The organism is Methanocaldococcus vulcanius M7, assembly GCF_000024625.1.
GTDB classification, from domain to species: domain Archaea; phylum AGJL01; class Methanococci; order Methanococcales; family Methanocaldococcaceae; genus Methanocaldococcus; species Methanocaldococcus vulcanius.
This window is the reverse complement of record NC_013407.1, coordinates 482,015-502,655: the sequence shown is the minus strand read 5'-3', so window position 1 is coordinate 502,655 and position 20,641 is coordinate 482,015. Positions and strand designations below refer to the sequence as shown.

18 protein-coding genes are annotated in these 20,641 nt (G+C 31.0%); 14 read left to right on the top strand and 4 right to left on the bottom strand.

Going from position 1 to position 20,641, the window contains the following annotated elements; all coding sequences use genetic code 11:
* Window positions 1-21 precede the first annotated feature (21 nt).
* Window positions 22-447: a sirohydrochlorin nickelochelatase gene (cfbA, locus tag METVU_RS02605; protein ID WP_015732608.1), complete on the bottom strand. Its 426-nt coding sequence runs from the start codon at window positions 445-447 to the stop codon at window positions 22-24.
* A 206-nt stretch (window positions 448-653) separates the two neighbouring features.
* On the opposite strand from cfbA, the gene METVU_RS02600 reads away from it, so the two are divergent.
* Both METVU_RS02600 and METVU_RS02595 read left to right on the top strand, forming a co-directional pair.
* The gene (locus METVU_RS02600; RefSeq protein ID WP_015732607.1) at window positions 654-1,310 is read left to right on the top strand and encodes a DUF116 domain-containing protein; all 657 of its coding nucleotides are present in this window, start codon (window positions 654-656) and stop codon (window positions 1,308-1,310) included.
* Window positions 1,311-1,619: 309 nt separating this feature from the next.
* Entirely contained in the window at window positions 1,620-2,711 is a 1,092-nt protein-coding gene (locus tag METVU_RS02595; protein ID WP_015732606.1) for a TRC40/GET3/ArsA family transport-energizing ATPase, read from the top strand.
* A gap of 84 nt (window positions 2,712-2,795) precedes the next feature.
* Here METVU_RS02595 and METVU_RS02590 read toward each other — a convergent pair whose 3' ends face one another.
* The gene (locus METVU_RS02590) at window positions 2,796-4,271 is read right to left on the bottom strand and encodes a 2-isopropylmalate synthase (RefSeq protein ID WP_015732605.1); all 1,476 of its coding nucleotides are present in this window, start codon (window positions 4,269-4,271) and stop codon (window positions 2,796-2,798) included.
* Window positions 4,272-4,673: 402 nt separating this feature from the next.
* Between METVU_RS02590 and METVU_RS02585 the strand changes: the two genes are divergently transcribed.
* Window positions 4,674-5,519 (top strand): CheR family methyltransferase, encoded by an 846-nt coding sequence (locus tag METVU_RS02585; protein ID WP_015732604.1) that lies wholly within the window; start codon window positions 4,674-4,676, stop codon window positions 5,517-5,519.
* Window positions 5,520-5,537: 18 nt separating this feature from the next.
* Here METVU_RS02585 and pfdA read toward each other — a convergent pair whose 3' ends face one another.
* On the bottom strand, window positions 5,538-5,972 hold the full coding sequence (gene pfdA / locus METVU_RS02580) for a prefoldin subunit alpha (protein ID WP_015732603.1): 435 nt from the start codon (window positions 5,970-5,972) through the stop codon (window positions 5,538-5,540).
* Window positions 5,973-6,441: 469 nt separating this feature from the next.
* On the opposite strand from pfdA, the gene METVU_RS02575 reads away from it, so the two are divergent.
* The 5 genes from METVU_RS02575 (at window position 6,442) to METVU_RS02555 (ending at window position 11,344) form a co-directional block, all read left to right on the top strand.
* Window positions 6,442-6,744 carry a monovalent cation/H+ antiporter subunit E gene (locus METVU_RS02575; RefSeq protein WP_015732602.1) on the top strand — a complete coding sequence of 101 codons (303 nt, stop codon included), beginning with the start codon at window positions 6,442-6,444 and terminating at the stop codon, window positions 6,742-6,744.
* Window positions 6,745-6,829: 85 nt separating this feature from the next.
* Entirely contained in the window at window positions 6,830-7,387 is a 558-nt protein-coding gene (locus METVU_RS02570; RefSeq protein ID WP_015732601.1) for a UbiX family flavin prenyltransferase, read from the top strand.
* 20 nt (window positions 7,388-7,407) lie between these two features.
* The gene (locus tag METVU_RS02565) at window positions 7,408-8,760 is read left to right on the top strand and encodes a signal recognition particle protein Srp54 (RefSeq protein ID WP_015732600.1); all 1,353 of its coding nucleotides are present in this window, start codon (window positions 7,408-7,410) and stop codon (window positions 8,758-8,760) included.
* 198 nt (window positions 8,761-8,958) lie between these two features.
* Window positions 8,959-10,251 carry a proteasome-activating nucleotidase gene (locus METVU_RS02560; RefSeq protein WP_048196736.1) on the top strand — a complete coding sequence of 431 codons (1,293 nt, stop codon included), beginning with the start codon at window positions 8,959-8,961 and terminating at the stop codon, window positions 10,249-10,251.
* A 244-nt stretch (window positions 10,252-10,495) separates the two neighbouring features.
* Entirely contained in the window at window positions 10,496-11,344 is an 849-nt protein-coding gene (locus tag METVU_RS02555) for a fumarate hydratase (RefSeq protein ID WP_015732598.1), read from the top strand.
* A gap of 42 nt (window positions 11,345-11,386) precedes the next feature.
* Here the strand turns inward: METVU_RS02555 and METVU_RS02550 are convergent, their stop codons facing one another.
* Window positions 11,387-14,527 (bottom strand): hypothetical protein, encoded by a 3,141-nt coding sequence (locus tag METVU_RS02550; protein WP_015732597.1) that lies wholly within the window; start codon window positions 14,525-14,527, stop codon window positions 11,387-11,389.
* Between the two features lie 211 nt (window positions 14,528-14,738).
* Here METVU_RS02550 and METVU_RS02545 point away from each other — a divergent pair, with 211 nt between their 5' ends.
* Genes METVU_RS02545 through METVU_RS02520 form a run of 6 tightly spaced genes read left to right on the top strand, consistent with a single transcriptional unit; the run spans window position 14,739 to window position 20,641 of the window.
* Window positions 14,739-15,461, top strand: a complete 723-nt coding sequence (locus METVU_RS02545; protein WP_048196734.1) for a hypothetical protein — start codon at window positions 14,739-14,741, stop codon at window positions 15,459-15,461.
* Window positions 15,462-15,479: 18 nt separating this feature from the next.
* Window positions 15,480-16,406 (top strand): hypothetical protein, encoded by a 927-nt coding sequence (locus METVU_RS02540; protein ID WP_015732595.1) that lies wholly within the window; start codon window positions 15,480-15,482, stop codon window positions 16,404-16,406.
* Window positions 16,407-16,904: a hypothetical protein gene (locus tag METVU_RS02535; RefSeq protein WP_015732594.1), complete on the top strand. Its 498-nt coding sequence runs from the start codon at window positions 16,407-16,409 to the stop codon at window positions 16,902-16,904.
* Window position 16,905: 1 nt separating this feature from the next.
* Complete coding sequence (locus METVU_RS02530; RefSeq protein ID WP_015732593.1) at window positions 16,906-17,280, top strand: hypothetical protein; 375 nt, start codon at window positions 16,906-16,908, stop codon at window positions 17,278-17,280.
* Between the two features lie 5 nt (window positions 17,281-17,285).
* Window positions 17,286-18,905: a type II/IV secretion system ATPase subunit gene (locus tag METVU_RS02525; protein ID WP_015732592.1), complete on the top strand. Its 1,620-nt coding sequence runs from the start codon at window positions 17,286-17,288 to the stop codon at window positions 18,903-18,905.
* Window positions 18,906-18,907: 2 nt separating this feature from the next.
* The gene (locus METVU_RS02520) at window positions 18,908-20,641 is read left to right on the top strand and encodes a type II secretion system F family protein (RefSeq protein WP_048196733.1); all 1,734 of its coding nucleotides are present in this window, start codon (window positions 18,908-18,910) and stop codon (window positions 20,639-20,641) included.

Below are 20,641 nucleotides of genomic sequence, written 5' to 3'. Positions count from 1 at the left end.
TTCAAATCAATGTTATAAAAATTATCTTCCAAAAGCCCTGTCTATAATTATATCTACAATTCTATCATCTGCTCCAATAGGTTCCCTATATACAATTTCAACATCCTCAGGAATCTCTAACTTTTCAAAATCGTGGTGGTGATGATGGTGATGATGATGGTGGTGATCATCTTCATGAGTATCTTCAATTAACCCGAGCATCTTTGGAATATCCCTTGTTGTGTGAATACCATGGGCTAAAAACACTGGAACAACAATTATCTTCTTAGCTCCCTGATCTATTGCCTTTTTAACGGCCTCAGGGATCGTTGGTTCGTTAAATTCCATCATACCTATTTCCACAATAGGGAATAAATTTTTCTCTTTTATTTTTTCAGCCAAGTTTACCAGTAGTTCTTTGCTGTATGGTAATCTACTACCATGTCCTACCAAAACCAGCGCCTCCATAAACTCACCATTTTTATAGTGTATTATTTTATGATGTATGGTTCATACCAACTATTATATATAGTTTTTCATAAGTAGTGTTTTAGTATTACAACATATACTTTTTAATCAGGGACATTTATATAACAACAGTTTTACCTTTGAGAGTTAAAGTTTAAAGCTTTATAATTTTTACGATTAATTTTTAAAAGCGATTAATTTTTAAAATGACTAACTTGGAGGAAGAGAACTTGGATTTGGGAGGAGTTCTACAACTTATTGGAGTCATAACGATTGTATTGCTTACTCTTGCGTTTCTATCCTTCTTATTAATCTTAGTGATTGGATTTATATTATTAAAGAAAAATAAACTAATATTCCCAAATTTAGCTCTGTTTTTAATGGATAACCTTTATTCAGTCCTACTTAAAATTTTTCTATTAGTTGGAACGGAAGATACCTTTTATAGAGTTGGAATAGAATTTTATAATAAGTATTATGAAGATAAATTTAAAAAAGCAAAAAAAAGAGTTTTAGTTCTTCCCCACTGCCTTAGAGATGTTAAATGTCCTGCAAAATTAACTCCCAAAGGTGTAGAGTGTGTATTTTGCAATAGATGTGGGGTTGGAGAGATCTTAAAAGTTGCGGAAAGTAGGGGCTACAAAGTTTATATAATTCCGGGATCTACATTTTTAAAAAGAATATTGAAAGAAGAGATGCCAGAGGCAGTTTTTGGGGTTGCCTGCAATAGAGATCTGTTTTATGGAATGAACTCCTTATCAAGGAAGGGAATTCCCTCCCAAGGGCAACCTCTCTTAAGAGATGGATGCATAAATACGATAGTAGATATGGAAGAATTAATATCAAGATTAAAGTCCCTATAAGTTAAAATTTTGAAAAGGTCTGAACATAAACCTTTTTATATTTGGAAACCACAATAGTTGACCGTAGATCTTTAATAAAGATCATTAAGGACTTCAATAAATATTACAATTAAAGGATTAAAAAGATTATAAACGTTCATAATAAAATTGTATTTAGTCCAAAATCAATAAAACCGAGAGATACTAAAACTAATATTAATATGTGAGATATGCACGGTATATTATCATATTACCATATATAAATTACCATAATATAAAAAAGAATACTTAAATATTCAAAGAATTTAAAGTTTTAAAGGTGATCTTAGCATGTTAACAAAAATTAAAAATTCTATAAACTCATTAAGAGGAATTACTGAAAAAAAATTAGAAAAAAAAGATGGAACAAAATATATAATGTTTGGAGGTAAGGGAGGAGTTGGAAAAACAACAATGAGTGCTGCGACAGGAGTTTATTTGTCTCAGAAAGGTTTAAAAGTTGTAATTGTTTCAACAGACCCTGCTCACTCCTTGAGGGATATATTTGAACAAGAGTTTGGACATGAACCAACAAAAGTTAAGGGCTTTGATAACCTGTATGTTGTGGAAATAGACCCACAGAAGGCAATGGAAGAGTATAAAGAAAAACTAAAAGCACAGATGGATGAAAATCCATTCTTAGGAGAGATGTTAGAGGATCAGTTAGAGATGGCCTCTTTATCTCCCGGAACTGATGAAAGTGCTGCCTTTGATGTTTTCCTCAAATATATGGATAGCAATGAATTTGATGTTGTTATATTCGATACAGCCCCAACCGGACATACATTAAGATTTTTAGGTATGCCTGAGGTTATGGACAAGTATATGACAAAGATGATCAAATTAAGAAAACAGATGAGTGGATTTATGAAGATGATGAAAAGATTTTTACCCTTTGGAGGAAAAGATGAGGATATTGACTATGATAAAATGTTAGAAGAATTAGAGAAGATGAAAGAGAGAATAGTCAGAGCGAGAAACATCTTATCAGATCCAGAGAGGACTGCATTTAGATTGGTCGTTATTCCAGAGGAGATGAGTATTTTGGAAAGCGAGAGAGCAATGAAAGCTCTTCAAAAGTATGGAATTCCAATTGATGCGGTTATTGTAAATCAACTCATCCCGGAAGATGTGCAGTGTGATTTTTGTAGAGCAAGGAGAGAACTTCAATTAAAAAGATTAGAAATGATCAAAGAGAAATTCGGAGATAAAGTTATTGCATATGTCCCTCTTTTAAGAACAGAGGCAAAGGGTATTGAGACATTAAAAGAAATTGCAAAAATACTGTATGGAGAAGAAAAAACCGATGAGAACGAAAAAGAAGAAATTAATGGGGAAGGTAAAACAGAAAAAGAAGTGAAAGAAGTTAAAGTTAACACTTAAACCATAATCTAAGAAACTATTAGGATTTAAACATTAATCTCTCTCTATTTTTTATTTTTTAATGTTATTTTTAATCTTTAATTTTTAACTGAGAAGTAAATTTATTCCTTCCATAACTGCATCAACAGATGCTCTTATTATATCTGCATCTGCTTTTTTAACCTCTACAATATCCATTCCCTTTCTTAACTTTACCCTTACCTCAATTAAAGCATCTGTTCCTCCTCCAATTGCCTCTACCCTATATTCCTCCAATTTAACATCTGCAACACCACTTATTGCCTTTCTTACTGCATTTATTGCCGCATCGACAGGCCCAACTCCATAGGCAGTTTCTATTAACGTTATATCCTCTCCTTTATAGTGAAGCTTAACAGAAGCAATCGGAGTGATCTTGTTTCCAGAAACCACCGTTAACTCATCTAATTTTATCTTTTCCTCTATTTCTTTACCTAAAACCTCCCTAATTATTGCCAGGAGATCTGCATCTGAAATGTATTTTCCAAGATCTCCAAACTCTTTTATTTTTTCATATATTTTATTTAACTGATCTTCATTAACTTTTATACCCATCAGATCAAGTTTATACTTTAATGCTTTTCTTCCAGAATGTTTTCCCAATATTATTCTCCTCCTATTTCCGACCATCTCAGGTTTTATTGGCTCATACGTCTCAGTATTTTTTATTAATCCATCAACGTGTATTCCTGCCTCGTGAGCAAATGCATTATCCCCAACGATCGCTTTGTTTGGAGGCACAGGAAGTTTCATCAATCTTGAAACCAATCTCGAAACTTCATATAACTTTTCCATTTTTACGTTGGTTTTGTAGTTGTAAAGTACTGTTAATGCACTTACAACCTCTTCTAAAGAGGCGTTTCCTGCCCTTTCTCCAACTCCATTGATCGTTACGTGACACTGAACTGCCCCTCCTAAAACTGCTGAGCAAGTATTCGCTGTGGCCATTCCAAAATCATTATGACAGTGAACTGAGACAGGCAGATCAACATTTTCACTTATCTTTTTAAATAATTCCTGACTTTTTTGAGGAGTTAAGATTCCAACAGTATCACATACACAAACCCTATCTGCCCCAACCTTTTTTCCTTCATTGAACAACTTTATTAAAAAATTGACATCACTTCTTGTAGCGTCTTCTGCAGACAACTCTACAATCAATCCGTGATCTTTTGCATATTCAACGGCCTTTAAAGCTGTCTCTAAAACCTCATCTTCTGTTTTTCTAAGTTTATACTTTATATGTATAGGAGATGTTGGCACTACAAGATGGACACTATCTACATCGCACTCAACTGCTGCGTCAATATCAATCGGTAAAGCTCTCACGAATGAGCATATCTCTGCATTTAAACCTTCTTTTGTTATTAACTTTATTCCTTCTCTTTCCCCCTTAGATGTTATTGCAGAACCTGCTTCTATTACATCGACACCCAACTCATCCAATTTTCTTGCAATTTCCAGTTTATCACTTGGAGTTAGTGAAACACCGGGAGTTTGTTCTCCATCTCTCAAAGTAGTGTCAAATATTCTAACTTTCATAATGATCCCTCTTGTTAATTTTAAACTTTAAAGAATTGAGGTAAATCTGCAAAAATTGAGTTATTTAAAAAATAAAAATAAAATTTGATTACCAGATAAGTTTTTTAGAATATAATATTTGGTAGTTATTTCACAATTCCCAATATAAAAACTCTTTGGATACTGTTAATTTTACTATTTTTATTTTTAAGTTTAACGATTATTGTGCTCAAATTTTTAGCAGGATAGTAAAAACAAAACACATACTATAAAATACCCAAATATAAAAATTTACTACTGAAATGGTTTAAAATATATACTATTTAAATACATGTTTTCAACATATTATTAATTTGCAATCTGCACATTTTGCAGATCCTACCAACAGTAGAAGTTGACAAAATACGTAGTGGGGGTTGTATAATGGGAGGGGTGAATGACACTGAGAAGTTAACACCAATCGAACAGATGTATTTCAAAAGAATACTAAACCATATAAAAAATGTTTTAAAAATTGATGTTACGCAGTATAAAGATAGTTATGTGATGAGAAGAATCAAAGTTAGAATGAAAGCTACAAAATGCAGTTCGTTTAAGGAATATTACGAATATTTAAAAAGTCATGAAGATGAAAATGAAAAATTGGCAGAAACATTAACTGTAAACGTTACAGAATTTTGGAGGGATATAACTGTTTATAGGGAAATTCAGAAGATTATAGAAGGGTGGGTAAAAGATAGAAAGGTAAGAAAAATAAGAATATGGAGTGCAGGTTGTTCATCCGGAGAGGAGCCGTATGGTATTGCAATAATTTTAAGCGAAGCGATGGAAAAATATAAGAGAAAGTTGCTAAATGCAGTTATAACTGCAACTGACATAGATAAAGAAATACTTGCAAAAGCAAGAAAGGGAGTTTATCAAGCAAAACAACTGAAAAATCTTCCTCCTGAGATAATAGAAAAATACTTTATAAAACTTAATGAAGAAGAGTATATGGTAAAAAATACCTTAAAAAAATTTGTTAAGTTTCAATTTCATGATTTAATAAAAGATCCTCCATTAAAAAATATGGATATGGTGTTATGTAGAAATGTGATAATTTACTTTGACAAGAAAATTCAAGAGGAAATTTTTTTAAAATTTTATGAAGCGTTAAATCCTGGAGGATTTCTGATACTTGGAAAAACAGAAATTCTTCATGGAGAAGCAAAAAAATTGTTTAAAACATACAATGCAAGAGAAAGGATCTATCAAAAACCAATTGAATAATTATTAGACCCTAAATACTTAATTTTCTTCATTTTTCTTATTTTCTTGCTCTTTTTGTTGGACCTTCTGCATTTCCAATTGTAATTCTCTTCTTAAATTGGCAATTGCTTTTGATAATTCCTCTGCCTTTTTCAATCCTTCTTTTTCTGCCTTATCTAAGTCATCTACCGACTTTTTTAGATCTTCAATTACCTCTTTAAATGACTTTTCAACATAAATATCTGATTTTACACCAATCAACGCTTTATCATCAACAATCTTCGCTTTTAAAAACACTCCCGGACCTACTGGAATTAATGTTTCTTCATTAGCATTTATATTCTCAATTGTTTCAATTGAATTAAGGATCTCTGATTTTAAAGCTCTAATGGATGTTATTTCACTCTGTATCATTTGAAGTTGCTGATTAAATATCTCCAATGCCATTGCCTTCTGTCTCAAATTTTCATCCATAATACTTCACCTCAATCTTTAACAATTTTAACAATTATTTTCAATTATTTTATATTTTAAATAATTTTAAATAAATAATAAAGATAACTCCCTATATATTTTTAACCTTCTTATCTATAAAAAGATTTAAGTTAACAATAAAATAAAAATCACACAAGAGAAGAAAACAAAATATACAACAAGAAACTTTAATAATCTAAAATAATACGAAGAAGATCAATAAAATATTAAAAAATAAAAACAAATACAAGCATATTAGTATATAATCATGTTTATACATTTGGGATAGCATATAAATTAACCGAAATATTCGAAATTTCAATATATACAAATGGAATAAAAATAAACAATACAAAAATATCAACCAAGAAAAACAATAAAAATAAAGATAACGAAGATAATAAAAATACAGTAAGACAATAAAATACAACAATTACAACAATAACAATTATGTATGAGGAGAACCACCATGAGATTGCTCGCAACTATCGGATATTTAGCAGTGTTGATAAAGGCAATCACAGAATCGTGGGTAGATGTTGTCAGACGATCAATAAATGGAAAAATAGAGCCCCAAATTATTGAAATGGAATCTATAATTGAAAATCCTACCGGATTAATACTCCTCTCGTGGTCAATAACCGCTACACCAGGAACTCTCGTTATCGATCTACTCCCTGAAGAAAGAAAACTAAAAGTAGCAGTTATAAGCCCAAGAAGTAGAGAAGATATTGTTCCATTCGAGCCATACATAAAGAAAATGTTTGATTAATAAATAATGATATTCTACACTCTATCAAAAACATATATAATTCAAAATTATGAAATTAAGCATTTCACTAAGAAACGGTGGAGTTATGAGGGTAGTTGTTTGTATAACAGGAGCAAGTGGGGTTATTTATGCGAAACGGTTATTAGAAATCTTAAATAAAAAAAATATTCATACCGATCTAATTATTTCAAACTCTGCAAAAAAGATAATCAAAGAAGAACTCGGAGTAGATTGGAAAGATCTCACGGAATTATCAACGAACTACTATGAAAATGACGATTTTTTTAGCCCAGTTGCCTCAGGATCTAATCATTTTGACGCAGTTGTTGTAATTCCCTGCTCAATGAAAACCCTATCTGGAATTGCCAATGGATTTTCTTCAAATCTAATTGTAAGGGTTTGTGATATTGCATTAAAAGAAAAAAGGAGATTAATAATTATGCCAAGAGAAATGCCACTTAACAGCATACACTTAGAGAATATGTTAAAACTATCAAACTTAGGGGCAGTTATTATGCCACCAATCCCTGCCTTTTATCACAAACCACAAACAGTAAAGGATATTATTGATTTCGTAGTTGGAAGAGTATTAGATCTGCTAAAAATAGAAAATAATCTGTTTACAAGATGGGGAAATATATAAATCTTTTTATGGTGATGATTATGCTCGACAAATTAGGAGAAAATTTAAATAAGGCGCTAAATAAGTTAAAAGCTGCTGCTTTTGTTGACAGAAAACTAATAAAGGAGGTTATAAAAGATATACAAAGGGCTTTAATTCAGGCGGATGTTAATGTTAAATTAGTTTTAAAGATGAGCAAAGAAATAGAAAGAAGAGCTTTGGAAGAAAAAACACCAAAAGGATTATCAAAGAAAGAACATATTATAAAAATTGTTTATGAAGAACTCGTTAAACTCTTAGGAGAAGAAGCCAAAAAACTCGAATTAAATCCAAAAAAACAGAACGTGATATTGCTAATTGGGATTCAAGGAAGTGGAAAAACAACAACTGCTGCTAAATTAGCAAGATATGTCCAAAAGAGAGGTCTAAAACCTGCTCTAATTGCTGCTGACACTTACAGACCAGCTGCCTATGAACAACTAAAACAGTTAGCAGAAAAGATTCACGTGCCACTATATGGGGATGAGACAAGAACAAAAGATCCCGTAGAGATCGTTAAAGAAGGAATGCAAAAATTTAAAAAAGCTGATGTTCTAATAATAGACACTGCTGGGAGACATAAAGAAGAAAAAGGACTTCTCGAAGAGATGAAACAAATTAAAGAAATAACTAACCCTGATGAGATAATATTAGTTATTGATGGAACTATTGGACAGCAAGCAAGAATACAAGCCAAAGCATTTAAAGATGCAGTTGGAGAGATTGGAAGCATAATAGTTACGAAGTTGGATGGATCCGCCAAGGGAGGTGGAGCGTTAAGTGCTGTTGCAGAAACACAGGCACCCATAAAATTTATTGGTGTGGGAGAGGGGATCGATGACCTTGAACCATTCGATCCAAAAAAATTCATATCTCGACTCTTGGGAATGGGGGACTTAGACAGTTTATTAGAGAAAGCTGAGGATATGGTTGATGAGAAAACAGAGGAGAGCATTGACGCAATAATGAAAGGTAAATTCACTCTAAATGAGTTGATGACGCAATTAGAGGCAATTGAAAATATGGGATCTATGAAAAAGATTATGAGTATGATTCCCGGACTTGGAGGAATGCCAAAAGAACTCTCTCACTTAACTGAATCCAAGATAAAAAGATACAAGGTAATTATAAGCTCCATGACAAAGGAAGAGAGAGAAAATCCAAAAATTATTAAAGCGTCAAGAATAAAACGAATTGCGAGAGGATCTGGAACGAGTGAAAGTGATGTTAGGGAAGTGCTGAGATACTATGAAACAACGAAAAATGCAATTGATAAATTAAGAAAAGGAAAAATGTTAAGAATTGGAGGGCCATTAGGACAAATTATGAGGCAATTGATGTATCGGGAAGGTTAAATGTTCTATATCTTAGTTCGATAATTTTATATAATGCTTAATGATCTTTACTTACCTCTATTTAAATGTTTGATAATACATTCCATAGATATATAAATACCTGCATTACAATTAATAATATATAACACAATTACACTTTTCATCAAAAATATCAACTCATTAAATTATCAGATTCAATTAAATTTACTGGTGATGATTATGGTTTTTGAGGAATTCATTTCAGCAGAATTAAAAAAAGAAAAAAAATCATTTGAATTTAAAGAAGAAGATAGTGAGAAAATAGAGGAAAAAGAGAATATTGGAGAGGATACGGTTAAAGAACAGTTAAAAGATAAAGCAGTTATTGCAGAGTTAGAAAGTAGAATATTAAAATTAGAGTTGGAAAAAAAAGAACTTGAACGAGAAAACTTACAATTGATGAAAGAAAATGAAATTCTTAGAAGAGAACTTGATAGAATGAGAGTTCCACCCCTTATCGTTGGAACCGTTGTTGATAAGATAGGGGAAAGGAAAGTAGTTGTTAAAAGTTCGACCGGGCCAAGTTTTTTAGTCAACATCTCCCACTTTGTAAATCCAGAAGACCTAACTCCCGGAAAGAGAGTTTGTTTAAATCAGCAGACATTAACTGTTGTTGATGTATTGCCTGAAAACAAGGATTATAGGGCTAAGGCAATGGAGATAGATGAAAAGCCATCTGTTAAATATGAGGACATTGGAGGATTAGAAAAACAGATTCAGGAAGTTAGAGAAGTCGTTGAACTTCCATTGAAACATCCAGAATTGTTCGAAAAAATTGGAATTGAGCCACCAAAAGGTATTCTACTCTATGGACCACCAGGAACTGGAAAGACATTATTGGCAAAGGCAGTTGCCACAGAAACAAACGCTACATTCATAAGAGTCGTTGGTTCTGAACTGGTTAAAAAGTTTATTGGAGAAGGAGCTTCGTTAGTTAAAGACATATTTAAATTAGCAAAAGAGAAAGCACCTTCAATCATATTCATAGATGAGATCGATGCCATTGCTGCAAAAAGAACAGATGCTTTAACTGGAGGAGACAGGGAAGTTCAGAGAACATTAATGCAGTTATTGGCAGAGATGGATGGATTTGATGCAAGAGGAGATGTTAAAATAATTGGAGCCACAAACAGACCTGACATTTTAGATCCTGCAATATTAAGACCTGGAAGATTTGATAGGATTATTGAAGTCCCAGCTCCTGATGAGAAGGGTAGATTAGAGATATTGAAGATTCATACAAAGAAAATGAATCTCGACAAGGACGTTAATCTGGAAGAGATCGCTAAGATGACCGAGGGCTGTGTAGGGGCTGAGTTAAAGGCAATCTGCACTGAGGCAGGGATGAACGCAATTAGAGAGCTAAGGGATTACATAACAATGGATGACTTTAAAAAAGCAGTAGAAAAAATTATGAGTAAAAAAGAAGTTAAAATCAAAGAACCAGCACACTTAGAAGTGCTCTATAGATAAACAATGAAAATTACTTTTTAGTCCTGTCTTAATTTTAATTTTTAATTTTATGATATATTTGGTTCTGTTCTTTTAAGTTTTTTTATTTTTCTTTTCTTACTTATATCACAAATTGGCAGTGCATTATGGTATTTTATATTAACTATCGTTCAATAATTACAATAATCATAATTACATAATTGTTATATTATTTTATTGCATCTACCTACAATCATTATTTAATAGCATCCAAAGGTGAGAAAGCATGGATATATCAGAGATAGTGGTTGAGTTATTTAAAGAGGCAGTTGTCTTGCTACCCCAAGATGTAAATAATGCATTAAACGTTGCTTATTCAGAAGAAACAGAAAATCTATCAAAAAATACATTAAAAGCAATAATAGAAAATAATAAAATCGCTGAACAGAAACAAGTTCCTCTATGTCAAGACACAGGGGTTCCAATAATATTTTTAAAAATTGGAAAAAATATTAACTCATCGGAAATAATGGAAATAATGGAAGATATAAAAGAAGGTGTGAAAAAAGCAACCGAAACAATCCCCCTAAGGCCAAACGTAGTCCATCCCATAACAAGAGAAAACTTTAAAACAAATGTAGGTTTACAATCTCCATTTATACAAGTTGAATTTGACGAAAAGTTAAATAGAGAAATTGAAATAACTGTTTTCCCAAAAGGGGCAGGAAGCGAAAATATGAGTGCCCTAAAAATGTTAACACCATCAGATGGAATAAAGGGAGTAAAAGAATTTATCTTAAAAACAGTGGTAGAAGCTGGAGGAAAACCTTGCCCTCCGATCGTTGTAGGCGTTGGGATAGGAGGAACCGCAGATATAGCTTTAAAATTAGCTAAGAAAGCACTGTTAAGAAAAATAGGAGAAAGACATCCCGATGAGAAAATTGCAAAACTCGAAAAAGAACTTTTAGAAAAAATAAATAAACTCGGCATTGGAGCAATGGGTTTAGGAGGAAAAATAACATCCTTAGATGTATTTATTGAAATCGCTGGATGCCACACTGCCTCTCTGCCAGTAGGGGTTTGTATCCAATGCTGGGCAAATAGAAAAGCAAGTAGAAGGATAAAACTGGACTAAAACCAATGATTTTAATTTATCCTTATTATTTTTGTTTAACATTTATTCTCTATCCTTGATCCCTATAACTAAAAATCCAGCAAGAGGAAGATTCTCAGGTTCGTAAATAACATAATATTGCCCAGTTTTTTCATTTTCAGGGATTTTAAACACCCCTACATATCTCTTATCATCCAATTTTTGAAGTTTTATTCTGTATTTTTTATTACTTGGAGATAGGATGTATAAACTTTCTCCAAAGTTCCAATCAGAATACAATTCAATTGTTACAACATCTCCAAGGGAATATATAACCTCTCTAATGTAAATCTTTGGAGGTTTTGGTAATTTTCCTATTTTTTCTTTTGATTCTTTCCGTTCTCTGAGTTTTAATTTGTAGAGTATTGTTGCAATGAGTGATATTATCTTCGGACGTGTAGGTTCATACAGCAGTAGAGCGATCACTGTCACGATCATAGCAGTGATTAATAGTAGTATCATATTTCTTATATTGGATAAAATAAAGTTTTTAAATGCAGTTATTCCAGTTATGTTGTAGAATAATTCCAATTCTTTTTTTGAAATATTGTATTTTTGAGGGGATGATCCTGTTTGGATATTTGGAGGAATTGTGAAGTTATTTACACTCTCATTTTTTCTTATAGGTGGAATATGGGTTGTTATATTTGATTTCTTTTTGTTAGTAATGTTATTAAGTTGAGTTATATTTTGAAGGGACTCATTTATTAAAGATTCATTTTTTATGTGATAAATTTTACTTTCTTTTTTTAATGTTAAAAAATAGAATGTTTTTTGGAAATTTTTTATAGAAGAAATATTTTCAAGAATGGATATTTTAACAGTTATATTATTCCTATTTTTATCAACATAGAACGGAACTTTTGTCTCTTTATAAGGATAAATTGTTATTATTTTTGAGTATCCATCAATAGAAGCATTGATCTTTATAGGAACCTGATAATTGTGAGAGAGTGTTAAGTTTGCCCAAGGATCTGATGGGTTGTATTCCAAATTAAAAATTATTGGATAAGTAACCATGATCGGTTTGTAATACAGTGGAATAATTGCTTTTCCAGTTTTTGCAAATATAACTAAGTATCCTTCTAAAGAATTATTAAATAAAACTTTAAGCTTAACTTTTCTATATGTTCCATAAATATTTATCGTCTTTACTTCGCTACAATTTATTAAATTTCCTTTTTCATTCATTGCAGCAGCCCAAATTTTTACGTTTTTTAAATTTGGAACTTCACTCTTTAAAAAAACGGTTATATTAACTGGATAACCAACAATTGGTTCATTCTTTACAAAACCCTGAGTCCAGTTTCTTATTTTTATAAAAACAGTATAGTTGTTAATTTCTACGTCATCACATGATACAATTGGCTTTGCATTTACTATTCTTGCGACTACACACTCCCTAACACCCATATTTGTGTCTACGTGAATATATATGGGACCATTATACTCTTTCAAAAATAATGTTTCAATATTTACAGGAACTTCTTTCATAGTTTTTATATTAACATACTTTTCTTCAAAAAATGTGTAATTTTTTATTTCTTTTGGGACAGTAATAAACACTCTTGCTTCAACATTCCTTCCAACTACTTTTTTTATACTAAATGATAAATTTTGATAATACCCAACATATATTTCATCATTTAAATCACTACATACGTAAACTGGTGGAGTTGGAATTAAAGAAAGATCAATGCTTTTATTACTCTTTATTGTATAATATTTAGTATATGGGGGCGTTATTGCAGTTATAGTAAAGTTTAATTTTATACTTCCTTCATGAGAAAGATCTTTTGCATCAATTTTTAATCCCTTGAATTTTATTAAATTGTAGCTTCTATTTAGTTCTACTTCTTGAGAGTATGTACGATTATATATATCTGTCATCGATACATTTGCATATATTTTTTTGTTCATGTTGTTGGTTATATTAACATAAACATCATAAAATATGGTGTCGTCAACAAAGTAGTAGTGTTGAGGATAGTTAGTTATATTCAAATTGTTTATAGTAATGGGCTTTTTAAATGTTTTATTATAAAATGTCTGCATATTCCCGGTTTTGCAAAGTATAAATATTTCAAAATTTGAATCATAAGGATTTATTGCGGAAGTATTAAGTTTTATTGGAATAACATATCCTTCATTAAGATCTCCAGCTACAAAATATTTATTAATAGTTTTATTATCTAAAATAAGAAGATCGTTTCCTTCTTTTTTACATAGAAATACCTCCAAGGTTCCATACACATCATAATCTACTGTATTGTATAACTTAACATCAAACCAGTTTGAGTGAGCATAATCATCATAGCCATCTTCGCAAGTTATATTATATGGAAGAATAGGACAGGAGATTTTAACATTATAAACCTTAATTTCATCCCCAATAATTGATTTCAAAACCACAGATTCGTTTTTTATAGACGCAGAAGTGGAATAATGATCATCACTAACCGCTTTAACTGTTATCTCATAATCTCCGGAATAGTAAAAATTAACTTTTATTGGAATAACGATTTTTGATTTTGGAGGAACGTAAATATCTGGCGTCCAAGAAGTTATGATAGTAGCATTAGAAGGAACCGTAGATTTTATTATCTTATTGTCTTTTACTATATAATAAGGCCCCTGCAACGATGCAGAAAAAGAAACGTTTACATAGTGAGGTATATAATCATTATTTCGTATACATACATCTACAAAATCATAAAATGGAGGATACGGATAAGGACATATCTCAAAACTAACTCCTTCAATCTCTATTTTTTTAGAAACACTTTCTTCTGGAGCAGGGACTTTACTGTTGTATGCATAAGTTATATTCAATTTTTTGTAAAATGTGTAAGTCATATTTTTTGTTTTTATAACTACAACTACCGTATGTAATCCTTTTTCATTAAATAACATTTTTTTTCTAATAAACATTAGCGAATATTCGGGAATCGTGTAGTTCATCATCTCTACTTGGGTATCTAACGTTCCATTAATATATCCATATATTGATATATTTGAGTTAATCTCTTTTGTTGGATTGCTTACTGTTATTATGAGATACTGAGTGGAATCACTATATTCTATATCTTTTATCTCCAATCCATTAGTTGAAAACAATGCCAGGAAAAACAATAAACTAATCAACAATAAATATTTAAATCTCATAATAATTGCCCCTAATTTTATATACTGTAATACAATTAATAGAGTATATATGCTTTAACATCTCACGTATTTTTAAAACATCATACCCTAATAATCAAATACCTAAAAATTTTATGGAAATATTTTTATGGTTAAGATAATCTTAAATATTATAAAATTTATTTTATCACAAATATACACAAACACTTACATAAACTTAGTGGTGTTTATTATGAACAAGTCAGGAATGTCATTAATAATTACAATGTTATTACTCATAGGAACGGCAATAGTCATCGGAGCGGCATACTATGCTTGGAGTAATGATGTATTTAAAGGAACCACTGAAAAGATAACTCCAACAATAGATGCATCGATTGGAAGTTTTATAAAGCCAATTGAGATCTCTACAATTCAAACATATTATTTCACAAATCTTGATCTAAATTCTGATTCTGAAATTGAAAACAACCCTGAAGAGAGATTTATTCAAGCAATAAAACTGGAATTTATTAATAATATCGATGATGGTATGTATATAAATACAAGAGTATACTGTTTAACCCCAAACATCTCTTGGGCTTCTGTAAATATCGACGAAAATAATCATAACCAACTTCTGGATAGAGATGGAGAGCCCTACAATTATAGCGGACAGTACATCTTTTTCAATGGAACAACTTATTCTTCATCAATGAAATTCTATGACGAAGAAGGTAGATTATACTATGCATCATCATCTAACGGAACTCCTATAAATACTTCAAATTTACTGGATTTAATTGATTTAAACTGCCCCTCTAAAAGTTTTTTCTTAAATGGAAACTCAAAGGAAGATATAACCTACTACATCCTCATAAACCATACTAAGGTTCCAAATACTCTAATCTTTGAAATCGTGGCTTCAACAAAATACGGAGAAGTTGATAAAAAAATAACGTTTGAAATCAGTTAAAAGTAAAAAGGTGATCTTATGAAAATTAAATATTTATGTATTACATGTATTATGTTTTTGTTAATTCTATCAAATATCGTGGCCTTTGAAAATTCCTCAAAAAATTTAACTGGAGAAAATATCAGCTATAACCTAACTCTTAACCATTCCTATAAAAACGAAGCTTTAATCCCCTATAATGAGTATCTTTATATCCTCGTAAAAAATGATACTGCATATGTTAAAGACATCATAAACGGAACAGGCAACCCTTACTGTGTTAAATCTGCAGGAATTATCCTATATGAAAAAATATATGGGTATAATTATTCAAACTTGTTATATAAAAATACATCACAATCTGTTTTGTTTTATTACAATTTTAGCATTTCTAAAATAAATAACACCCTAAATATAACGATACCAGTGATAGAAGATTACGTTGGAACGCTTGGAGGATCAATTAGATTGAGAAGCCCTCCAGAAAATATAAAAGTATTAATTCTTGCAGAAAATAAATTAGCTGAAACGAATGGGAAATATATCTTAGAATACAACAAAACAAGTAAAAATCTTGTAAGTTTAATTTATTTGACAAATATTTCTAACATTTGTGAAATTCATCATACCAAGTTCTTCAACACTTCAAACTTCTTCGGATATGCAATAATAAATATTACATCGATTAAAGATAACGGATCCTCTTATCTTATAAAAAATTATAAAGGAAATTTCACATTTAATAAAAAATACGATATATTTATTTCAAACTCTACCGCCTATCTTGTAGAACCTCATTTATATGTTAAATTTTTTAAATCAACGATTGATGATGTTATTATTTTAGATAATCAATCTAACCCAAAAAATCAATTTCCATACTCATATTTAGTGGTATTTTTTGGAATAATTGCTGGGTTTGGAATTATTGGATTGGCAATATATCTTAGTAAAAAGGGGAGATAAATGAACACATACATCTCTACAATTTTAGTAATAATGTCTCTTTTTGTATTTTCTATTATGGCCTATGAGTGGGGATCTAATTTAATAGATTTTGCCTTAGGACAAGTTTCTAAAACACAAAAAACATTGCAATCTAATGAAATAAAAGAGATAATAAAGAATATAATCAGTAGTGGTGTTGGATCTAAAAGAGACGTTGATATAGATAATATTAAACTCATAAATTGTCATGTAGATATATCCAATACAACAAATCAAATGTCATTTAATATTTCCACAATTGAGGGAGTAGATTATGATCTATATATGGAAAGAGACACTCTGTATATTTTCCTGTATAATATTACATCTTTTTCGAATAAGGTTTTGTATATTGAGTATCTTGGAGAGAATTCCTATACCTTCGGAGGCAATATTTCAATCAACTATTCTGGCTCAGTGAGATACTTTTATCCTAATAACTCAAAGATTTATATATATAATTTAGTAATGGGATAGTATGCACATCATACTTAAATCAACACTACTTATCGCTTCCTCAATACTGCTGATAATTTTTGTAGCAAATATCTATTCAGATTTAATTAACATAAGTGAATATAAATATGTTGATAAGATAGACAAAAAAATAACCTCAGAAATCCTCAATACCTTGATTTTATCAAATGAAGGAAATATTACCTTATTTGTAAAAATACCATTAAACTGTAAAGTACTATTTGAAAATGCCTCTTTTATCATATACTATCAAAATAAAACCTACATTCATAGGTTTGATAATAACATCATTTTCAAAAAAAGAATCTGCTCATCAGAGATCTCCAAAATTTCAGCCAAAAAGATAAATAACACCTACTTAGTGGATGTAGAGTGATAAATATGAAAAAAAACTTAAAAAATCTAAATATAAAGGAAATAAAGGATTTGATTAACAATATAAACAGCAAGATAAACCTAAAAAATAAAAATATAGGGATAAAAGATGTTTTATCAAAAAAACCCGTAAAAAAACCAGATTACGGGGAAGATTATATCGATATATTAAAAGAGGTCTATGAGGAGATAAAAAACTTAGAGATATATGAAAAAAAAGCAATTGGAATGGCAGATATTGTAATTGGATATGATAAAGTTGAGAAAATAAAAAAATACATTGTTGTAGAACCAATATTAACAAAAGAAGAGATCGAGTTATTTCTAAAATTAAGAAAAGTTGTGCAGGTATTATTAGATGTTCCTGTTGAGGAGATAGATAAAGAAAAATTAGAAGATTACTTAAAAGAAAAAATTAAAGAGATCTTTGATGATTTAAAGCTTTCAATTGACGAAATAACAAAACACAAATTAATTTACTTTTTAGTTAAATATCTACTTGGTTATGGAAAAATCGATGCCCTAATGAAAGATGAAAGTTTAGAAGATATTAGCTGCACTGGTGTAAGAAAACCGGTTTATGTATTTCACAGAAAATATGAGCATCTAAAAACCAATATAAAATTTGAAACCGATGAGGAATTGGATTCTTTTTGTATATCTTTGGCTCAAAGATGTGGAAAATCCTTAACACTGGCTAATCCAATAGTAGATGGATCACTTCCAGATGGTAGTAGGTTAAACGTAACCCTTGGAAAAGACATTTCAAGATTTGGATCAACCTTCACAATAAGAAAATTTACACACACGCCTATTTTGCCAACCGACCTGATAAGATACGGAAGTATCTCTCCAGAGATGCTCGCATACCTTTGGTTGCTTATAGAATACAAGAACTCTGTAATGGTTGCCGGAGAAGTCGCCACTGGAAAAACAACCCTTCTAAATGCATTCTCTCTTTTTATTCCTCCTCAAATGAAGATCGTGTCTATTGAAGATACACCAGAGATCAGATTGTATCACGAAAACTGGATCGCTGGAACAACAAGGAGTGGTTTTGGAGGAGAAGAATACGAGATAACCATGATGGATCTGTTAAAAGCTGCTTTAAGACAGAGGCCTGATTATTTAATCGTTGGAGAGGTCAGAGGAGAGGAAGCGAAGATACTATTTCAAGCAATAACAACAGGACATCTTGCTTTATCAACAATACATGCAAAATCACCAGAGGCCGTTATAAGAAGATTGAACGCTGAGCCAATGAACATTCCAAAAATTATGCTTGAACAACTAAATGCAATATGTATGCAAATTCGATTAATCTATAAAGAAAGATTTGTCAGAAGAACTAAATCCATAACAGAGATCGTTGAATATGACCCAAATATTGATGATATTATATTGCATGATGTTTTTTGGTGGGATCCTGAAACAGATACATTCAAATTTTCAGGAAAGAGTTATCTTTTAAAAAGAATTGCAGAGTTTATTGGAAGTTCGGAGCAGGAGATAATAAATGAACTCTATAAAAGAGCTGAATTTTTAAAAGATCTAAGTGAAAAAAAGCCAGATTTTGAAGAATTTGTTAAAAGAATATGCGAGTATAAAGAGCAAAAAGGTGATTAAAATTGAATTTTTTTGCCAATTTAAAGTTAAAGTATTATAAATTGGCTATGAAGCTCTTTAAAATAGAGGATGAGAAATTTGATGAAATCTTATTAAAAGCAGGAGTAAAGGCAGTTTCCTCCACGTACTTACCAGTTGTATTTTTAACTGCCATAATAGTGGGATTTATATTATTTATTATATTTTTAATAATATTTAATATACTTTACGCGATCTTTGCCTTAATTGGGGGAGTTTTTATTGTTATTCTCGTGGGAGTTTTATATCCCTATGTCTTAGCCGAAGAAAAAGCAAAAAGTATCGATGAAAACTTACCCTATGCATTTGCATTTATCTCTGCACTCTCATCAGCAAACATTCCTGTGGTGGAGATCTTCACATCCCTGTCAAAGGAAGATATTTATGGAGGGATGAGTGAAGAGGCAAAAGAAATCGTTAAAGACACAAAAGTGTTTAATTATGATATTATAACAACATTTTTAAGAAGAGCAAGAATAACACCAAGTAAAAAGTTATCATCTGTTTATTATAACATTGTCGCCTCGTTAATCGTTGGAGCAGAGATGAAAAATATCTTTCACGAGATATATGATAGATTGATGGAAGATAGGAAGTTGGAGTTGTTGGAAGCAATTGAAAAAGTTGAGATACTGTCTGAATTTTATGTAATTGCTTGTGGTATGATCCCTCTCTTCGTTGTAATGACTGTTCCAGTAGCTTCATCGATCAGTGCAATCCTACAAAGTGCATCCATGTTTGGAAATCCAAATCTCCTCCCTTTAACTTTTTATCTATGGGTTCCAATAGCATCAATAATATTTATGGGATTGGTATATGGAATCCTACCAAAAGATTTTAAATTAAACGTCTCCCTATTAGATATTTTGAAAGAATTTGACGAGCCAGAAATAGAAGGCATAAAGATGAAATTTAAATGGAAGCCAGTTCATTTTATTACATTGTTTCTTTGGATGCTCTCTATTGTATTTTTTATATTGTTCTTCCTTAGAAAGTCCCTATTTATGTTTCATGGAACCGATTTTCTAATGTTTGGAATTTTATTCTTGATCTTGCCTTTTATTTTAACAAGCTATTGGCATTTTATTATTGAAAATCAGAAAGAAAAATATTATCCAATCTTTTTAAACGATTTAACAATGGCTGTGAGAAGTGGGATGGATATAATTAGAGCAATGCAGGTTTGTGCAAAAACCAACTATGGACCTTTAACAAAGATCGTTAAAAAGATGGCAATTCAGATGTCGTGGGGGAGGCCAGTAAATGAAGTATTTGAAGACCTGGAGAGAACAGAGAAATCTCTAATCGCAAAAAGAATTGCTTCAATACTAAAAGAATGTGCCGTCTCTGGTGGAGATATAAAAGATATATTAACATCAGTAACTGTTCATGCATATAAGTTAAGTGAAATGAAGAGGGAGATAAGTGCACGGCAATTTATATACGTAGTTGTTATCTACCTCTCCTTTTTTCTCTATCTTGGAACCTCATATATAATGATTCACTCTCTCCTCCCTACACTTTTAAAGAACGTTCATGGGGGTTTAGGCATTGAGTTTTACAAGAGTTATTTATTCCAAGGAGTGCTTATCTATGCACTTTTCTCTGGAGCTTCCTTGGGAATACTCACTGAAAGGTCAGTAATCGCAGGGATAAAACATATACTACTGATGTTAATTGTTGGATATATGCTCTTTAAACTCTACATCGGGGGATAA